Origin of the sequence: Undibacterium sp. SXout20W, from assembly GCF_049340285.1 — a bacterium.
Lineage (GTDB): Bacteria > Pseudomonadota > Gammaproteobacteria > Burkholderiales > Burkholderiaceae_D > Undibacterium.
Genome location: NZ_JBMPPH010000069.1, coordinates 1 through 12848, shown reverse-complemented (window position 1 = coordinate 12848; position 12848 = coordinate 1). Strand labels below are relative to the sequence as shown.

General features: G+C 45.9%; 13 protein-coding genes and 1 rRNA gene. 2 read left to right on the top strand and 12 right to left on the bottom strand.

Annotated features, from left to right (window positions below; translation table 11 throughout):
• Positions 1-267: 267 nt before the first annotated feature.
• The 3 genes from ACO0K1_RS19285 to ACO0K1_RS19275 all read right to left on the bottom strand — a co-directional run bounded on the left by ACO0K1_RS19285 (position 268) and on the right by ACO0K1_RS19275 (position 3182).
• Positions 268-438, bottom strand: coding sequence for a hypothetical protein (locus ACO0K1_RS19285; RefSeq protein WP_423028704.1), 171 nt, complete (start codon positions 436-438; stop codon positions 268-270).
• Between the two features lie 346 nt (positions 439-784).
• Positions 785-1984 carry a carbonic anhydrase gene (locus tag ACO0K1_RS19280; RefSeq protein ID WP_423028702.1) on the bottom strand — a complete coding sequence of 400 codons (1200 nt, stop codon included), beginning with the start codon at positions 1982-1984 and terminating at the stop codon, positions 785-787.
• A gap of 223 nt (positions 1985-2207) precedes the next feature.
• On the bottom strand, positions 2208-3182 hold the full coding sequence (locus tag ACO0K1_RS19275) for an NAD(P)H-dependent flavin oxidoreductase (RefSeq protein ID WP_423028700.1): 975 nt from the start codon (positions 3180-3182) through the stop codon (positions 2208-2210).
• A 172-nt stretch (positions 3183-3354) separates the two neighbouring features.
• On the opposite strand from ACO0K1_RS19275, the gene ACO0K1_RS19270 reads away from it, so the two are divergent.
• Together ACO0K1_RS19270 and ACO0K1_RS19265 are read left to right on the top strand one after the other, a co-directional pair.
• Positions 3355-4041, top strand: a complete 687-nt coding sequence (locus ACO0K1_RS19270) for a TetR/AcrR family transcriptional regulator (RefSeq protein WP_423028698.1) — start codon at positions 3355-3357, stop codon at positions 4039-4041.
• On the top strand, positions 4038-4892 hold the full coding sequence (locus ACO0K1_RS19265; RefSeq protein WP_423028696.1) for an enoyl-CoA hydratase-related protein: 855 nt from the start codon (positions 4038-4040) through the stop codon (positions 4890-4892). The genes ACO0K1_RS19270 and ACO0K1_RS19265 overlap by 4 nt, the downstream gene beginning before the upstream one ends.
• A gap of 32 nt (positions 4893-4924) precedes the next feature.
• Here the strand turns inward: ACO0K1_RS19265 and ACO0K1_RS19260 are convergent, their stop codons facing one another.
• The 9 genes from ACO0K1_RS19260 to rrf form a co-directional block, all read right to left on the bottom strand.
• Positions 4925-5842, bottom strand: a complete 918-nt coding sequence (locus tag ACO0K1_RS19260) for an MBL fold metallo-hydrolase (RefSeq protein ID WP_423028694.1) — start codon at positions 5840-5842, stop codon at positions 4925-4927.
• 76 nt (positions 5843-5918) lie between these two features.
• Positions 5919-6125, bottom strand: a complete 207-nt coding sequence (locus ACO0K1_RS19255; RefSeq protein WP_423028692.1) for a DUF1289 domain-containing protein — start codon at positions 6123-6125, stop codon at positions 5919-5921.
• Between the two features lie 18 nt (positions 6126-6143).
• Entirely contained in the window at positions 6144-6644 is a 501-nt protein-coding gene (locus ACO0K1_RS19250) for a YbaK/EbsC family protein (RefSeq protein WP_423028690.1), read from the bottom strand.
• A 146-nt stretch (positions 6645-6790) separates the two neighbouring features.
• Positions 6791-7117 (bottom strand): PilZ domain-containing protein, encoded by a 327-nt coding sequence (locus tag ACO0K1_RS19245; RefSeq protein WP_423028688.1) that lies wholly within the window; start codon positions 7115-7117, stop codon positions 6791-6793.
• Between the two features lie 110 nt (positions 7118-7227).
• Entirely contained in the window at positions 7228-8490 is a 1263-nt protein-coding gene (locus ACO0K1_RS19240) for a TIGR03862 family flavoprotein (protein WP_423028686.1), read from the bottom strand.
• Between the two features lie 313 nt (positions 8491-8803).
• Positions 8804-9910, bottom strand: a complete 1107-nt coding sequence (locus tag ACO0K1_RS19235; RefSeq protein WP_423028684.1) for a substrate-binding domain-containing protein — start codon at positions 9908-9910, stop codon at positions 8804-8806.
• Positions 9911-10265: 355 nt separating this feature from the next.
• The gene (locus ACO0K1_RS19230) at positions 10266-11060 is read right to left on the bottom strand and encodes a GIN domain-containing protein (RefSeq protein WP_423028682.1); all 795 of its coding nucleotides are present in this window, start codon (positions 11058-11060) and stop codon (positions 10266-10268) included.
• Between the two features lie 375 nt (positions 11061-11435).
• Entirely contained in the window at positions 11436-11939 is a 504-nt protein-coding gene (locus tag ACO0K1_RS19225; RefSeq protein WP_423028680.1) for a hypothetical protein, read from the bottom strand.
• Between the two features lie 397 nt (positions 11940-12336).
• Positions 12337-12449: ribosomal RNA gene (rrf, locus tag ACO0K1_RS19220) — 5S ribosomal RNA — on the bottom strand.
• Between the last annotated feature and the right edge of the window lie 399 nt (positions 12450-12848).

The following is a 12848-nucleotide window of genomic DNA, read 5'->3' as shown; positions in this document are numbered from 1 at the left end:
TTGGGTAAGATGTGTGTATGTCATTTCGGGCAACTTTGACTTGGAGGTCTGGAAGGCCGGATGCTACTGCATCTTCCCACCTTTAACCATTTATCTTCAGTTGCACTTCATAGTTGAACTCGCGTTACTAAACTTACTAAACTTACTTAGTTAAGCATACTTAATTAAAAAACCACATTGAAGATGCTTCAATAAATTAATCAATAAATACATTGAATACAAACCTGGCTTCCTCAAAATGATCACGTGTAAGACAGGTTTGATTCATTACCAATGACGACCGCCTCGAAAACCAACGCCTATAACAGGCGCGACGACGACGGGTACCGGCGCAACGACGTAGCCACGTGGCGGTGCGTAGACGACACAACCACTGGCAAGCGTTGAGGTAACGATGACCGCTAATAGGGCCAAAATAGATGTTTTATTGAGACGCATAATGTACTCCGTGAGCTCGTTGATCGCTTAGCGAACACCGTCGATAGGCATTGGCTATTCAGATTAACCAGCATGCCGACATCTCATTAAGCGGTTTTTGGGCACTTTCGTTGACATAGTTTGTGTATGACTATGTATGCCCTTGTATGGCCATGTAGATATTTGTAGCAAAGATCGACAAGAAGATCGACGCCATCGAAATATCAATCAAGCAGACAAAAAAATCCGCCCTCATGAATTCAATTCGCGCAATAAAGAAGTACTCCCCCCTAGTAATTTAAATTATCTTTATAAACATTGACCTGCTAGCGTGTTTTAAAAGTAATCGGGGGGAGTATAGTAAAGTCTAATTCGACTCTTTAATCAGGCGACCGCTGCTTTTTTGTATTGGGCGGGCATTCATCGGATACAGGCGATTGAAGATCGCTAGTTGTTCGGGAGATAACTCAATTGGTTCCTTCATGACCATCCACAACACGCCTTCTGTACATGGTGGCGTCGTCAAGGACCCCATGTAAGTGTAGTAATCACGTTTGACTGGCAGAATCTGATTTAAGTCTAAAGCGCTCAATGCGTCTTGCGGTTGGTTTTTTTCTAGCGGCAAGTTATTCCACACTTGCTGGATCGCGCTTTGCGGTTTGCCGCGTTCAATTAATACCGCAATCACGGCAAATTTTCCATCAGCATCTTTATGTACCAAATGGACCACCATCTCAAAACCTCTGCCATTCACACGCTCTTCAGAGGGCTTATGAAAATGAAATTGTACCAATTCATAATTCCGGCCCATCACTTTAATGTAATTGCCAGCACCAACATTGACTTGAATCGTATGGCCATTATCAACAACATTAAAGCCTGAAGCGCGGTAATCGAAAACAATAGGATCAAGATCAACCTTGATGCCATCGCGAATATCTATCGGTGACTGGCGTTCGCCGCTATCACACTTGTTGTTAGTAGGACTAAGTTTGCCCCAACTTAAAGGTCCATTGTCACCCTGATAGCCCCAACCGCCAGCGCCATGAGCATCCATCGCAGCGGCAATCGCAGCAGCGCCATGTTCAGCAGGCATAGTTGCCGTTTCAACTTTCGGTTTAACTGGTTCGGGGCGTCGGGCTGCGTAGGTAGGACGCATCACAGAACGTGCGTACGCAGGGGAAGCAGCGAGCTCTTTTTCTTTTTTTAAAATCGCCAATCTATCGGCGATTTTGGCTGCCAATTCGTCAGCAGCTAAAGCCTCTTTAGCTGCTTCTTTACTTTCTTTTGACTCTTTACTTTCTTTTGACTCTTTACCTTCTTTGGACGATTTGCGTCCCTCTTTATCTTTTTCTTTATCTTTTTCTTTATCTTTTTCCTTGTCTTTTTCCTTGTCTTTTTCTTTGTCTTTGGAAGATGACGAAGACGATTCTTCCTTCTCTTTTTCTTTTGCCGATGACTGTTTGATCGGCTTAGACGGAGATGAAGACGACGAAGACGCGCTCTCATTCGCTGAAGCGGATAACGCCAGCAACAAGGAAAGCAGGAGGGCAGAGTAGCGGCGCATAATCGGACAGAAGTTGGATGGGATAGTCCAGTTACGGCACGTCAACGTTTAAACTTGAATAATTTAATGCATTCAGGATACATTTCTGCAATTCAGGACAAATACAAAATGCATAGGGTTCGCATGCGTTAAGCATTTAATACGAATATTTTGCAATTTTGTATGAGTCCTTCCATCAATCCTGATCTGGTGTTTTTTACACCTGCGAGTCCTTAACCCCGCTTCAGGACGCCAAAACACGCGCCTTCGCAGCATGGTACTCGTCACTTAAGCGTGCAACAACTTCAGCTACCGTGGGCACATCGTCCATTAATCCGACGCCTTGGCCAGCGCCCCAGATATCACGCCAGGCTTTTGCTTTAGCACCACCCGTACCAAAATCCATTTTGGATTTGTCGGCAACCGGAAGGTTATCCGGATCTAATCCAGCGGCAACAATCGATTTCTTCAAATAATTGCCATGCACACCGGTAAACAAGTTGGTGTAGACGATATCCGCTGCACTCGACTCTAAAATAGCCTGGCGGTAGGCATCATCGACATTGGATTCCGGCGTTGCCAGCCAACGAGAACCGATATAAGCAAAATCTGCCCCCATTGCCTGAGCCGCTAACACTGCATCACCAGTCGCGATCGATCCGGATAAGGCAATCGGTCCTTTAAAAAATTTTCTGACTTCGCCGACCAGCGCAAAAGGGGACAAGCCACCAGCATGACCACCTGCACCAGCAGCGACCAGAATCAGGCCATCAACGCCTGCCTCTAATGCCTTTTGTGCATGACGAATCGAAATTACGTCATGCAAAACAATGCCGCCGTAGCTATGAATGGCATCCAGCATCTCTTTTGGTGGTGCGCGCAACGACGAAATAATGATAGGGATCTGATGTTTCACACAAACCGCCACATCATGTTCAAGTCGGTCATTTGACTGATGCACAATCTGATTGACTGCAATCGGTCCGACTTTGACGCCAGGGTTGGCGGCTTGAAATTCTGCTAATTCTGCTTTTAGATCAGTCAACCAGGTATCGAGTAGTTCAGCCGGACGGGCATTTAACGCTGGAAACGAACCAACGATCCCCGCCTTACATTGTGCTGCGACCAGCTTCGGGCCACTGGCAATAAATAAGGGCGATGCAATCACAGGTAAGGCGAGGTTTTGCAAAATCGGGGGTAAATGCGCGCTGCTGGCCATAAATCAATCTCCACACGAGTAAGGTTTTTATCAGAACTTATTGAACATTTTTAATTATTGATGAAGTACTTTTTAGGACTTATTGGAATTTACTGATTACCACTGATATGATGTTATCAGAAAAAACGTTGTTTTTTATAATTCTAACTTTTTTGAAATTTTCCGCATCTTAATGAAACCTAAGCTCGTCGATTTTCGGCAGGAACAAGAAGCGCTGCGGCTCTCCATGCGAGAGGGCATGTTGGAAGCTGCCAGTCGTCTATTACTCGAAGAGGGTGCCGCCGCACTGACTGTGCGTAAAGTGGCAGATGCTGTCAATTGCTCAACAACTCTGCTTTATTCAATTTTTGGTGGCAAAGACGGTTTGTCGAATGCCTTGTATCTGGAAGGTTTTGCCCGGTATCAGCGTGAATTCCCGCTCTACGCTGCGCAACGGCCAGATGCACCGGTGGCACGCGGCCTCGATAGCGTGCTTTTATATGCCCATTATTACCATGCATTTGCCCGCCGCTACCCCGCTTACTATATGGTCATGTTTGGTGATGCCATTGCTGGCTTTATACCACCGGAAGCCTCTCGTGTCGCCGCTTGGGAAAGCTTTACCCCACTGATCGGTGAGTTCCAGTATTGCATGCGACATGGCAGCATACCTGCATCTAGTGCCAGCGCGGCGGCGCGGCTCTTATGGGCAGCGATGCACGGCGTCATTAGCCTTGAGCTAAAAGGGTTTTACCTTAAGCAAGGGCATGCCGATGACTTGTTTCAAACAGCCGTCAATGCTGTTCTATATTCTTTGCAGCATGCGCCGCATCACGCTATTCAGCAAGCCCCACCTCTTTCATCCAAGGATCTGCTATGACTTACCAATGCTTTGATTTCACCATTGAAAATAAGATTGCCCATCTGCGCTTTAATCGTCCAGATAGCCTCAATACGATGCAACCGGTATTTTTTAGAGAGTTAGTGGCAATTTTGCAGCAATTACAAAATCAGGCACTGGCTCGGGTGCTGGTCATATCGTCCAGTGGCAAGCATTTCACCGCAGGAATGGCTTTGGATGTGTTTGCGGGTGGTGGCATAACACTCGATGACAACGATGCAGTCGGCAGAGCAAATATTGCGTTAGTGCTGCATGACATGCATCATTCATTTAACTTGATTGAACAATTACGCATGCCCGTCATTGCTGCTGTGCAAGGTGGATGTATTGGCGGTGGCGTTGATCTGGTGTGCGCTGCCGATATCCGTTTAGCGACAGCGAATGCTTTTTTTTGCATCCAGGAAATCAACATCGGTATGACCGCTGATCTCGGAACCTTGCAACGTTTGCCTAAATTAATTCCTGAAGGCATCGTGCATGAGATGGCTTATACCGGACGCCGCCTGCATGCACAGCGTGCATTGAGCTGCGGCTTGGTGAATGAAGTATTTGAGTCGCCGGAAGCGCTGATCGACGCAGCGTTACAAATGGCCAAAGAAATCGCCGAAAAACCGCCGGTCGCAATCTGGGGTAGCAAACAAGCGATTCACTACGCTCGTGACCATACGACGCACGATGCATTACAACAAATGGGATGGTTACAATCCGGCATCTGGCAAAGTGCAAATTTGATGGAGGCATTTATGGCCAAACAACAAAACCGCCCTACCTCTTATGCCGATTTGGCTCCGATACAATCGTTCAGCGACGCGCCTTATCAGTTGAAATAAGCAAGCGCTGGGGAAAGCAACAACAATGCCGTTTATGTACTGAGCAAGCGCTCACCTTCCAGGTGAGCGGCGCCTGCCTTGACGAGTTCTTGTATCATCTGTGGCAATAAAATATCGATTGGCAGATCCATTTGGCGCGTAGCGACACGTAGCATTCGCAAATCATTGAAACTCGCTGCCAGTTGTTTTAGTTTTATTTCTCGCTTGTTGAGTAACATAAACGCAATCAATACCTTAATCGCATTGCGTGCGTTTCGTTTCGGATCAGCGGCCAAATAATCAAGTCGACTGCGCGCGCGGGCGACCGCATCGGCTTTATCAGTGAAAGCCGCACCGTGACCAGGAATCACCAGACGAATATCTAAATCATCAATCAAACTCAACATCGCCGCCTGTTCAGCGAATCCCGATTCCCCGTCTAACTCAGGAAAAATTACCCCAAAACCATTTTCCCAGAGCGCATCTGCGGAAATTAAAATACCCTCGTGTGCACAATACAAAATAATAGAATGGGGATCGTGACCCGGCGCCGCCAAGACTTGCCAATCCAGATTTCCAAGCTGGAGTTGATCGCCGTCGCGCACACTGCCATCAAATCCAAAGCGAGCACACTCCTGGCCTGTGGCAGCAAACGATAATTGCGTCTCATCCCAGTGTTCAACGAGTGGCATGTCGGCTTCGGGAATCAAGGTCTTGCAGGCATAGGTTTGCTGTAATAGTGCATTGCCACCGCAGTGGTCAGAATGCAGATGGGTGTTGATCAGCAAATCCAGAGGTCTACCTTGCAAGGCGTGCTGAACTAAAGCCAGAGTCTGCGGGCTATGGCTCACATAGCCGCTATCCACCAGGGCAGTTTGGCTATCACTGATAAATAAAACGTTATTTGACGACAACCATCCACGCTCAAACAATTGCATACCAGCAGGAAGCTTCAATTGATCGTTAAGCATAGGACTGCCTTCAATAGAAATAGGACTGAGAGAACTTATCAGCGCGAGAAATGAAAAGTCGCAGCGAAAGTCTTGATTAAAATAGTCTTTGTTTGACTAAGTGCCAGACTTGTAATTTGCGTTCATTACTGGCCGTGCCCCAGCCGCGTAGTTCATCTATTGTGCGGAAACAACCAGCACACCAGCCAGCCTGTTCGTCCATTTTACACACGCCAATACATGGGGATGGTACAGGTTCGGAGGACAGGGCTGACTCAGGATCAAAGTCGTACAAAATGCTCATTAGCGTATTCAGTTCAATTCAGGAAAGTAATGCGACGTCGACCACCGGTGCTTCAGTCATGGCGATCAATTGTTGGGGCGACAAGCTAAATACGGCATGTGGATGACCTGCAGCCACCCATACTTTCGTATATTGCAGCAAATCCCGATCAATCAGGATCAGATTTTTTTCTGTATGACCAATCGGGCAGACGCCACCGATTGCATAACCTGTTTTTTCTCGGACAAATTGCGCATCGGCCTTGCCTAAGGTTCCTACAATAGCCGCAACTTTTTCAACATCCACACGATTAATACCGCTGGCAACAACCATCACCGCGACGTTATCAGCAAGGCGACGAAACACGATCGATTTTGCAATTTCGGCTACATTGCAACCAAGTCCAGATGCAGCTTCGGCGGCCGTTTTTCCCGACGCATTTAGCATAATAATTGGTTGATCGTGACGTAAATTTGCCAATAAACTGGCAACTCTGAGGGTCGATTCCGGTAAGGTTTGATCTACAGAAACAGGATTCATATTCTCGATAATGGCTGATCATTTCGGACAAGAATGCTGTTTATACCACAGTAGAAAAAGACTTGCTTTGCGTTTGCGGTAAAGTTGCGAAGCAATGCAAACTTTGCCTTATTCGGTTCCCCATCAAGACTCAGCCAGAGTGAGCTTCAGCCGCCCCAACTTTCTAACAATTCGCGATGTTGTGGAGGGAAATCTGTACACTTTATACCAGCACGATACTCGTTGCCACTTAATATCGTATACAAACAAGTCCCTTTACATACCACCTGGGTTCGAACCGACGAATCTTTATGGCTAGGGACTTCCATCATCATCTGATAAGTCTGTTTTTCTTTTAGCATGACGCTAGACTGAATTTGGATACCTGACGCAGAAAAATTTACCACTTTTGCAGGTACAATTCTACCGACCGCTACCTGAATAGCTGCCCGCCAGGCGACCGCAAGTCGCGGTGAAGTTCGAGAATCACTCATAGAAAAAACCGTTGGAACACTTAATCAAAATTTTTGCGCAGAGGAAAGTCTAAGATTGTAACAACTAATCGCTAAATCTTGATAAAGGATTGAGAGAAATGACGGTTTTATTAATTTAATTTTTTGCTTAAGTGGGCTATCACCTTTTCAGCCGCCTGCTTTCCGCTCGCCAGGCAAGCAGTGAGCAAATAGCCGCCCGTCGGCGCCTCCCAATCCAACATTTCACCAGCACAGACCATATTATCAATCGCACTCAACGTACCATTTTGACTCAACGCACTAAACGCCACTCCGCCAGCACTGCTGATGGCTTCATCAATTGGGCGCGGTGCGATCAAACGTAGTGGTAATTTTTTGATCATGCTGGCTAGTTCTGTGACCGATTGCATTTGTGCTTTCGATAACACTTCAAACAGGAGTCCTACTTTTAAGTTATCCAACGTCAATTTGCTCTTCAGATACGATGAAAACGAACGTGAGCCACGACCAGCGCTCAGTAATTGCAATACTCGTTCATGCCTAAGATCCGGCAATAAATCCAACTCTAAGACGACCTCACCACAACGATTTATTTGCTCACGTAAGGTGGCGGATAATGCATAAATCAAACTCCCTTCAACCCCATTCTCAGTAATCACAAACTGTCCCTTGCGCATGGTGTTTTCCGCACCAGAAACCTGCGCTGCCACGGTCAATAAGGGCTTTCCGGAAAATTTTTCTTTGAACAGTTCGGTCCAGGCAATGTCAAAGCCACAATTCGCCGGCTGTAGCGGCGCCACCTCGACGCCACGTTGCTGCAGTAATTCCACCCACTTACCATCAGAACCAAGACGAGCCCAACTCGCGCCGCCTAGTGCAAGTATCACTGCATCCGCTTGTGCGACAATAGTCCCATCAGGCGTAGAAAATTGTAGCGCCGTGCCATTGCTATCCCAGCCTACCCAGCGATGCCGCATATGAAACTGCACTCCTTGCTCGCGCAAACGATCGCGCCAGGCACGTAGCAACGGTGCAGCCTTCATATCGACCGGGAACACCCGACCAGAGCTTCCGATAAAGGTCTCGATACCAAGGCCTGCAGCCCATTCACGTACCGCGGTTCCATCAAACGCTTTTAGCATGGGTTCGATGTCACCAGCACGACTGCCGTAACGTGATAAAAAAGTGGGAAACGCTTCGGAGTGAGTAAGATTCATCCCTCCCTTGCCAGCCAATAAAAATTTTCTGCCTACGGTTGGCATAGCATCGTACAAATCGACCCGTATTCCGTTCTGTGAGAGATTTTCAGCAGCCATCAGACCCGCAGGCCCACCGCCAATCACGATAACATGATGGGGCGAGTTCAGCTGGCTAGCAGGATTCGGTGTGAGCATGAATAGGGTCGAAATTACATATGACAGAAAGTGAAGATTGTATTCGCCGTGAATACAATCTTGCGGGGCGTAATAATACGCTTTCTATTGAAGCGATGTAACAGGCACGCCAAAAATAGAAGTAAAAATAATAATAAAAATAATCTTATCAACTGGATAATCTTGAGCAGACAAAACTCATTGAAAATCAAAATGCGAAGACGCAAGTGCGCACTGAAATAGCTTGGACTCACATGATATTTTTCAATTGTAGATCTGCTTATCGCTATTTCAGGTACTTCAGCTACTTCAGGCGTATCACATTTAAATTAAACTATTTGAGCCAACTCTGTTGGTAATGATTTTTATAATCATTCGCTGGGTCGAAAGTGTTTTTCACACCGCCATCATAAGCAATGTTTTGCGCAGTGACTAAATGCACCGGTGTCACGTAGCCACTGGGTGGTTGTCCCGCCAGAGCGCGATTCAATTCATCCACTATTTGCCATGCATGCATAACCAAGGGTTCCGGTACCGTACCCGTTTGAATGTCATTCGCACGGATCCGCTTATAGGCAGCGGGTGAGCCATCGCCTGCGGAAACACCCACCAATTTATTCGAGGCGACGACAGGGGCTATAGACGAAGCATTCAGCAAATCAAAATAATAATCGTTGACCGCAATGACGTGTGTCCATTTAGTGCCAAAACGCTTAACAACACTTTCCACAACACCCTTCATTTTCAGGTAAGCATCGTTTAATGAAACATCTTCAACGCTTAATAATCGACAACCCTCGCATTGCTTAATGGTCTCAACAATCGCACTGGATTTGGCCAGCATGTAGGGATTTGATGAATCGGTAAAAACGACAATGCCCGCTTTATTGTTCGATTCCACGACCGTGTATAAGGCCGCAAGCTGGGCAACCTCTTTTGGATTTGACGTTATATTCGTGAACAAGCCATCTGTCGGGCCACTCTTTACAGAAGCATGCCAACCGACCACAGGAACTTTTGCTTTGGCAGCAGCGGCCATACCCTTTACTTGGGTCGCAACATCCACGCCCGCGAGGATAATGCCGTCCGCCTTCATATCCAAGGCTTGACTAATAATAGCGGCCCCCTGATTACAACGTCCGCGACAATCAATTGAGAGTGTTTCCCATGCTCCGGCCATTGCCGCTTCTCTGACACCATTGAAAACCGCAGAAGTGCCAGCGTCACTCATATCGCCAGCAATAAAAATAACTTTCTTTTTCTTTTGAATTTTCGGACCCTCTACAGGTCCCTCCCATCGATTTTTTAATGCAGCTGCACGTGCGACCTTCGCATTAGCATTACTCATAAACTGCATAGGATTTTCTTGCGCAGACGCGCATGAAATAAAATAAAACGCAACGAACAACGCTGTCAGGCACTTACTTCGAATAGTAATCATGGTTCCAGTTCGGTCAGGTTAGTAGCGAACCTGCGTTGTCGAGCGCAGGTAAAACAGTTCATTTACGAAACAAATACTTACATCTGCGGCACGATTATTACAGAAATATTTCGTCGTAAATAGCGTTTAACAAATCGAACCTACTGGATAGAATTTAATTTCGCTATTTTGTTGCTAACCAATACTTAAACTTGTTTTTAAAAATAAATTCAATGGAAAATTTTTACTTAAAAAATAACACTCTCCGATCAAGCGGCTACCTTTCAATCAACATTGTGCATTAATATATTTACTGCAAAGCAAAAATTATGATGAACTGGATTTTTTGCGAGATATTCCAGCGATTTATGTGTGCTTACTTCCATATGAGTTGACCGGAACCGGAATGTTGTATGTGACGTTTTGTTGGGTTACCTTGTAAATACACATTTCCGCTACCCGTCAATTTGGCGGTGACATCGTCACTCACTGAGACGCTGACATCTCCCGAACCAGCGACATTCAAATTACTTTTTAGCGTTTGCATGGCCATCGCATCGAAGGCGCCTGAACCAGTTATTACCCCGTTCAAGAGGGTCGCTTTTCCTTTAAGAATAAGACTACCTGAACCTTGAGATCGCAAAGCGATTGTCTGACAGTTGGGTAATGCAAGTTGACCGTTTCCACTGCCGCTTGCCGTAAATTGGAGCATTGAATAATCGGACTCTAGTACATAGTTGCCAGATCCCTCAGCAATGAACTCTAGACGAGTTCCCTTAAATCCTTTGACGCTGCTGTTACCACTGCCGGACAACTGTAGTTTTTCTAATGCTGGCAAATTCAGTTCAACAATAGTTTGCTGAGTTTTTCCGACCGCAATGTATATGCCTTTAGTACCAATGTACAAGGTATCACCATCAATTTTGGTGGTCACCTTTGCCACCAGTTTTGGATCGCCTGATACATATAATTCTGGTATTGGCGAAGCCTTTAGATTTAATTGCATAGAACCGCTCATTACAACCTTCATAATATGTGGCTCGATGGGGCGATGTTCACGTGCTTGCCCCCCAGTAGCTTCTGCCTGGGTCTGTGCTTGAGAGGGCGAATTAGTCGCCAAGATCGAAATTAAGACGATAGAAAAAAAGCATTTAGAATTAAGAAAATTCATGACGGTCTCCAAGACTTTCATTCAAGCATTTTGATAGGTCAAACGACGGTAAGACTCGGTGGGATGAGTGCGAGAATGGACCAAGAAGTAACTCAATGTGCTCACACCGCTACAGCATTACCGTAAACGAAGCATAGCTAGTTGAATTCTTGTAAGCGAACGGAGTGCGATAGGCGGCGGTATGCCGTGGACAAAAAGTAAAAAAGTCGCCTTAGAATGACTAGGCTTTTTGACCTACTGTTAATGAGAGATCGGAAAAGTTATCGAACCGATACGATTGATGCCTATTGGTATGTGGGCTGGCAAGTGGGAAAGGAGGTGTAACAACCGAAGATGTGACGAAACATCGGAAATAGCTTGTTTGAATAACTACCTCTAATGCAGCAACTTACAAGCATCAAACGTACGAAGCCAGGTGAGCTGCAAAATCCGGGCATCATTACTCGCCCGATGTCGGCTGACATTTAAATCGATCTCCACCTGACTTTTAGTCTGATGCCAAATTTCTTCCTGCTTGAGTGAAATAATTTCTCTGAAATCAGCCAGACGGAAATGAGGATTCAACTCTGCCGCATCAAATAGTCGCGATAACCACACGTAATCATGTGCCCAACCATCGGTATATACGGTGTGTCCAGCAAGAATTTGATTCAAATTCTCTGCGACACTCACTGCAGAACGACCTCTTTCCACTAGCGTCTCACGAGGTATTTTATGAATTTGGGCCGCACTTTCATCCCAATGTAACCAATCTTGTTCTGGACGTATTAAAGTACACCAGCCTTCACCATGGCGACGCGAGAAGCCCACCTCGATAGGGTAACTACCTGCCCCAAAGCCGGAAGCTTCAATATCCATCACGATAGGGACGGTGACCATAGTGCGCTCTCCGTTCTGTGAAAGTCAAATAGCGATGCAAACCTTGAGTTTTATACGAAACATCAAAGTCTGCAAGTGATTTTACGCAAAAACCATGTACGTCAAGGCAAAATGCCTGTCTCCAGTTGCAAAGATGAATACACGTTCAGTTGCGGAGCGAGAAAATAATGCGAAGTCGTACCTCCTAAAGATGAATGCTTCCGTTTCATACGATGACATTGATTTGCTGTAAAACTTCTACCAAATGCTCGCAAAAATCAAAAGCCCCACGTTATGTTATTAACGTGGGGCCTTATTTGATGTTCTCTTTCTAGCTTAAATACGAGTTTAAATACGAGTTTAAATACGAGCCTAAATTCGAACTTAATTTGGCGCTTAATTTGGCGCTTTATTTCGAGCCTGACGATAACCTACTTTCACACTGGTTGCAGCACTATCATTGGCGCAGAGTCGTTTCACGGTCCTGTTCGGGATGGGAAGGGGTGGTACCAACTCGCTATGGTCATCAGGCATAACTGGGGGATTTCTTGTATCGGCGTTGTGCTGCCAAATACATTAGATCGAATTCTTTTAGGACGGTTGCAACTTGCCTGCTATCCCGTCAACACTGCCGCGTGGGCTGCAACAACCCTAGCGGATTTTTGAGTCAAACTTTAAACTCTATTTACTCTATTTACTCTATTTACTCTATTTACTCTATTTACTCTATTTACTCTATTTACTCTATTCTTTCTTCAGATACTGATTTTATCCTCACGAAGAATGGTCATTTATACTCTTATAAAAGCAAAACCCCTCACTGTTTTCACAGGGAGGGGTAGCAATAGGGAGCCTGACGATAACCTACTTTCACACTGGTTGCAGCACTATCATTGGCGCAGAGTCGTTTCACGGTCCTGTTCGGGATGG

What these genes read in the sequence shown, in the direction of transcription:
- ACO0K1_RS19285 (WP_423028704.1), bottom strand. Translation starts at nt 438, where the DNA reads ATGCGTCTCAATAAAACATCTATTTTGGCCCTATTAGCGGTCATCGTT.
- ACO0K1_RS19230 (WP_423028682.1), bottom strand. Translation starts at nt 11,060, where the DNA reads ATGAATTTTCTTAATTCTAAATGCTTTTTTTCTATCGTCTTAATTTCG.
- ACO0K1_RS19260 (WP_423028694.1), bottom strand. Translation starts at nt 5,842, where the DNA reads ATGCTTAACGATCAATTGAAGCTTCCTGCTGGTATGCAATTGTTTGAG.
- ACO0K1_RS19225 (WP_423028680.1), bottom strand. Translation starts at nt 11,939, where the DNA reads ATGGTCACCGTCCCTATCGTGATGGATATTGAAGCTTCCGGCTTTGGG.
- ACO0K1_RS19255 (WP_423028692.1), bottom strand. Translation starts at nt 6,125, where the DNA reads ATGAGCATTTTGTACGACTTTGATCCTGAGTCAGCCCTGTCCTCCGAA.
- ACO0K1_RS19235 (WP_423028684.1), bottom strand. Translation starts at nt 9,910, where the DNA reads ATGATTACTATTCGAAGTAAGTGCCTGACAGCGTTGTTCGTTGCGTTT.
- ACO0K1_RS19275 (WP_423028700.1), bottom strand. Translation starts at nt 3,182, where the DNA reads ATGGCCAGCAGCGCGCATTTACCCCCGATTTTGCAAAACCTCGCCTTA.
- ACO0K1_RS19280 (WP_423028702.1), bottom strand. Translation starts at nt 1,984, where the DNA reads ATGCGCCGCTACTCTGCCCTCCTGCTTTCCTTGTTGCTGGCGTTATCC.
- ACO0K1_RS19240 (WP_423028686.1), bottom strand. Translation starts at nt 8,490, where the DNA reads ATGCTCACACCGAATCCTGCTAGCCAGCTGAACTCGCCCCATCATGTT.
- ACO0K1_RS19265 (WP_423028696.1), top strand. Translation starts at nt 4,038, where the DNA reads ATGACTTACCAATGCTTTGATTTCACCATTGAAAATAAGATTGCCCAT.
- ACO0K1_RS19270 (WP_423028698.1), top strand. Translation starts at nt 3,355, where the DNA reads ATGAAACCTAAGCTCGTCGATTTTCGGCAGGAACAAGAAGCGCTGCGG.
- ACO0K1_RS19250 (WP_423028690.1), bottom strand. Translation starts at nt 6,644, where the DNA reads ATGAATCCTGTTTCTGTAGATCAAACCTTACCGGAATCGACCCTCAGA.
- ACO0K1_RS19245 (WP_423028688.1), bottom strand. Translation starts at nt 7,117, where the DNA reads ATGAGTGATTCTCGAACTTCACCGCGACTTGCGGTCGCCTGGCGGGCA.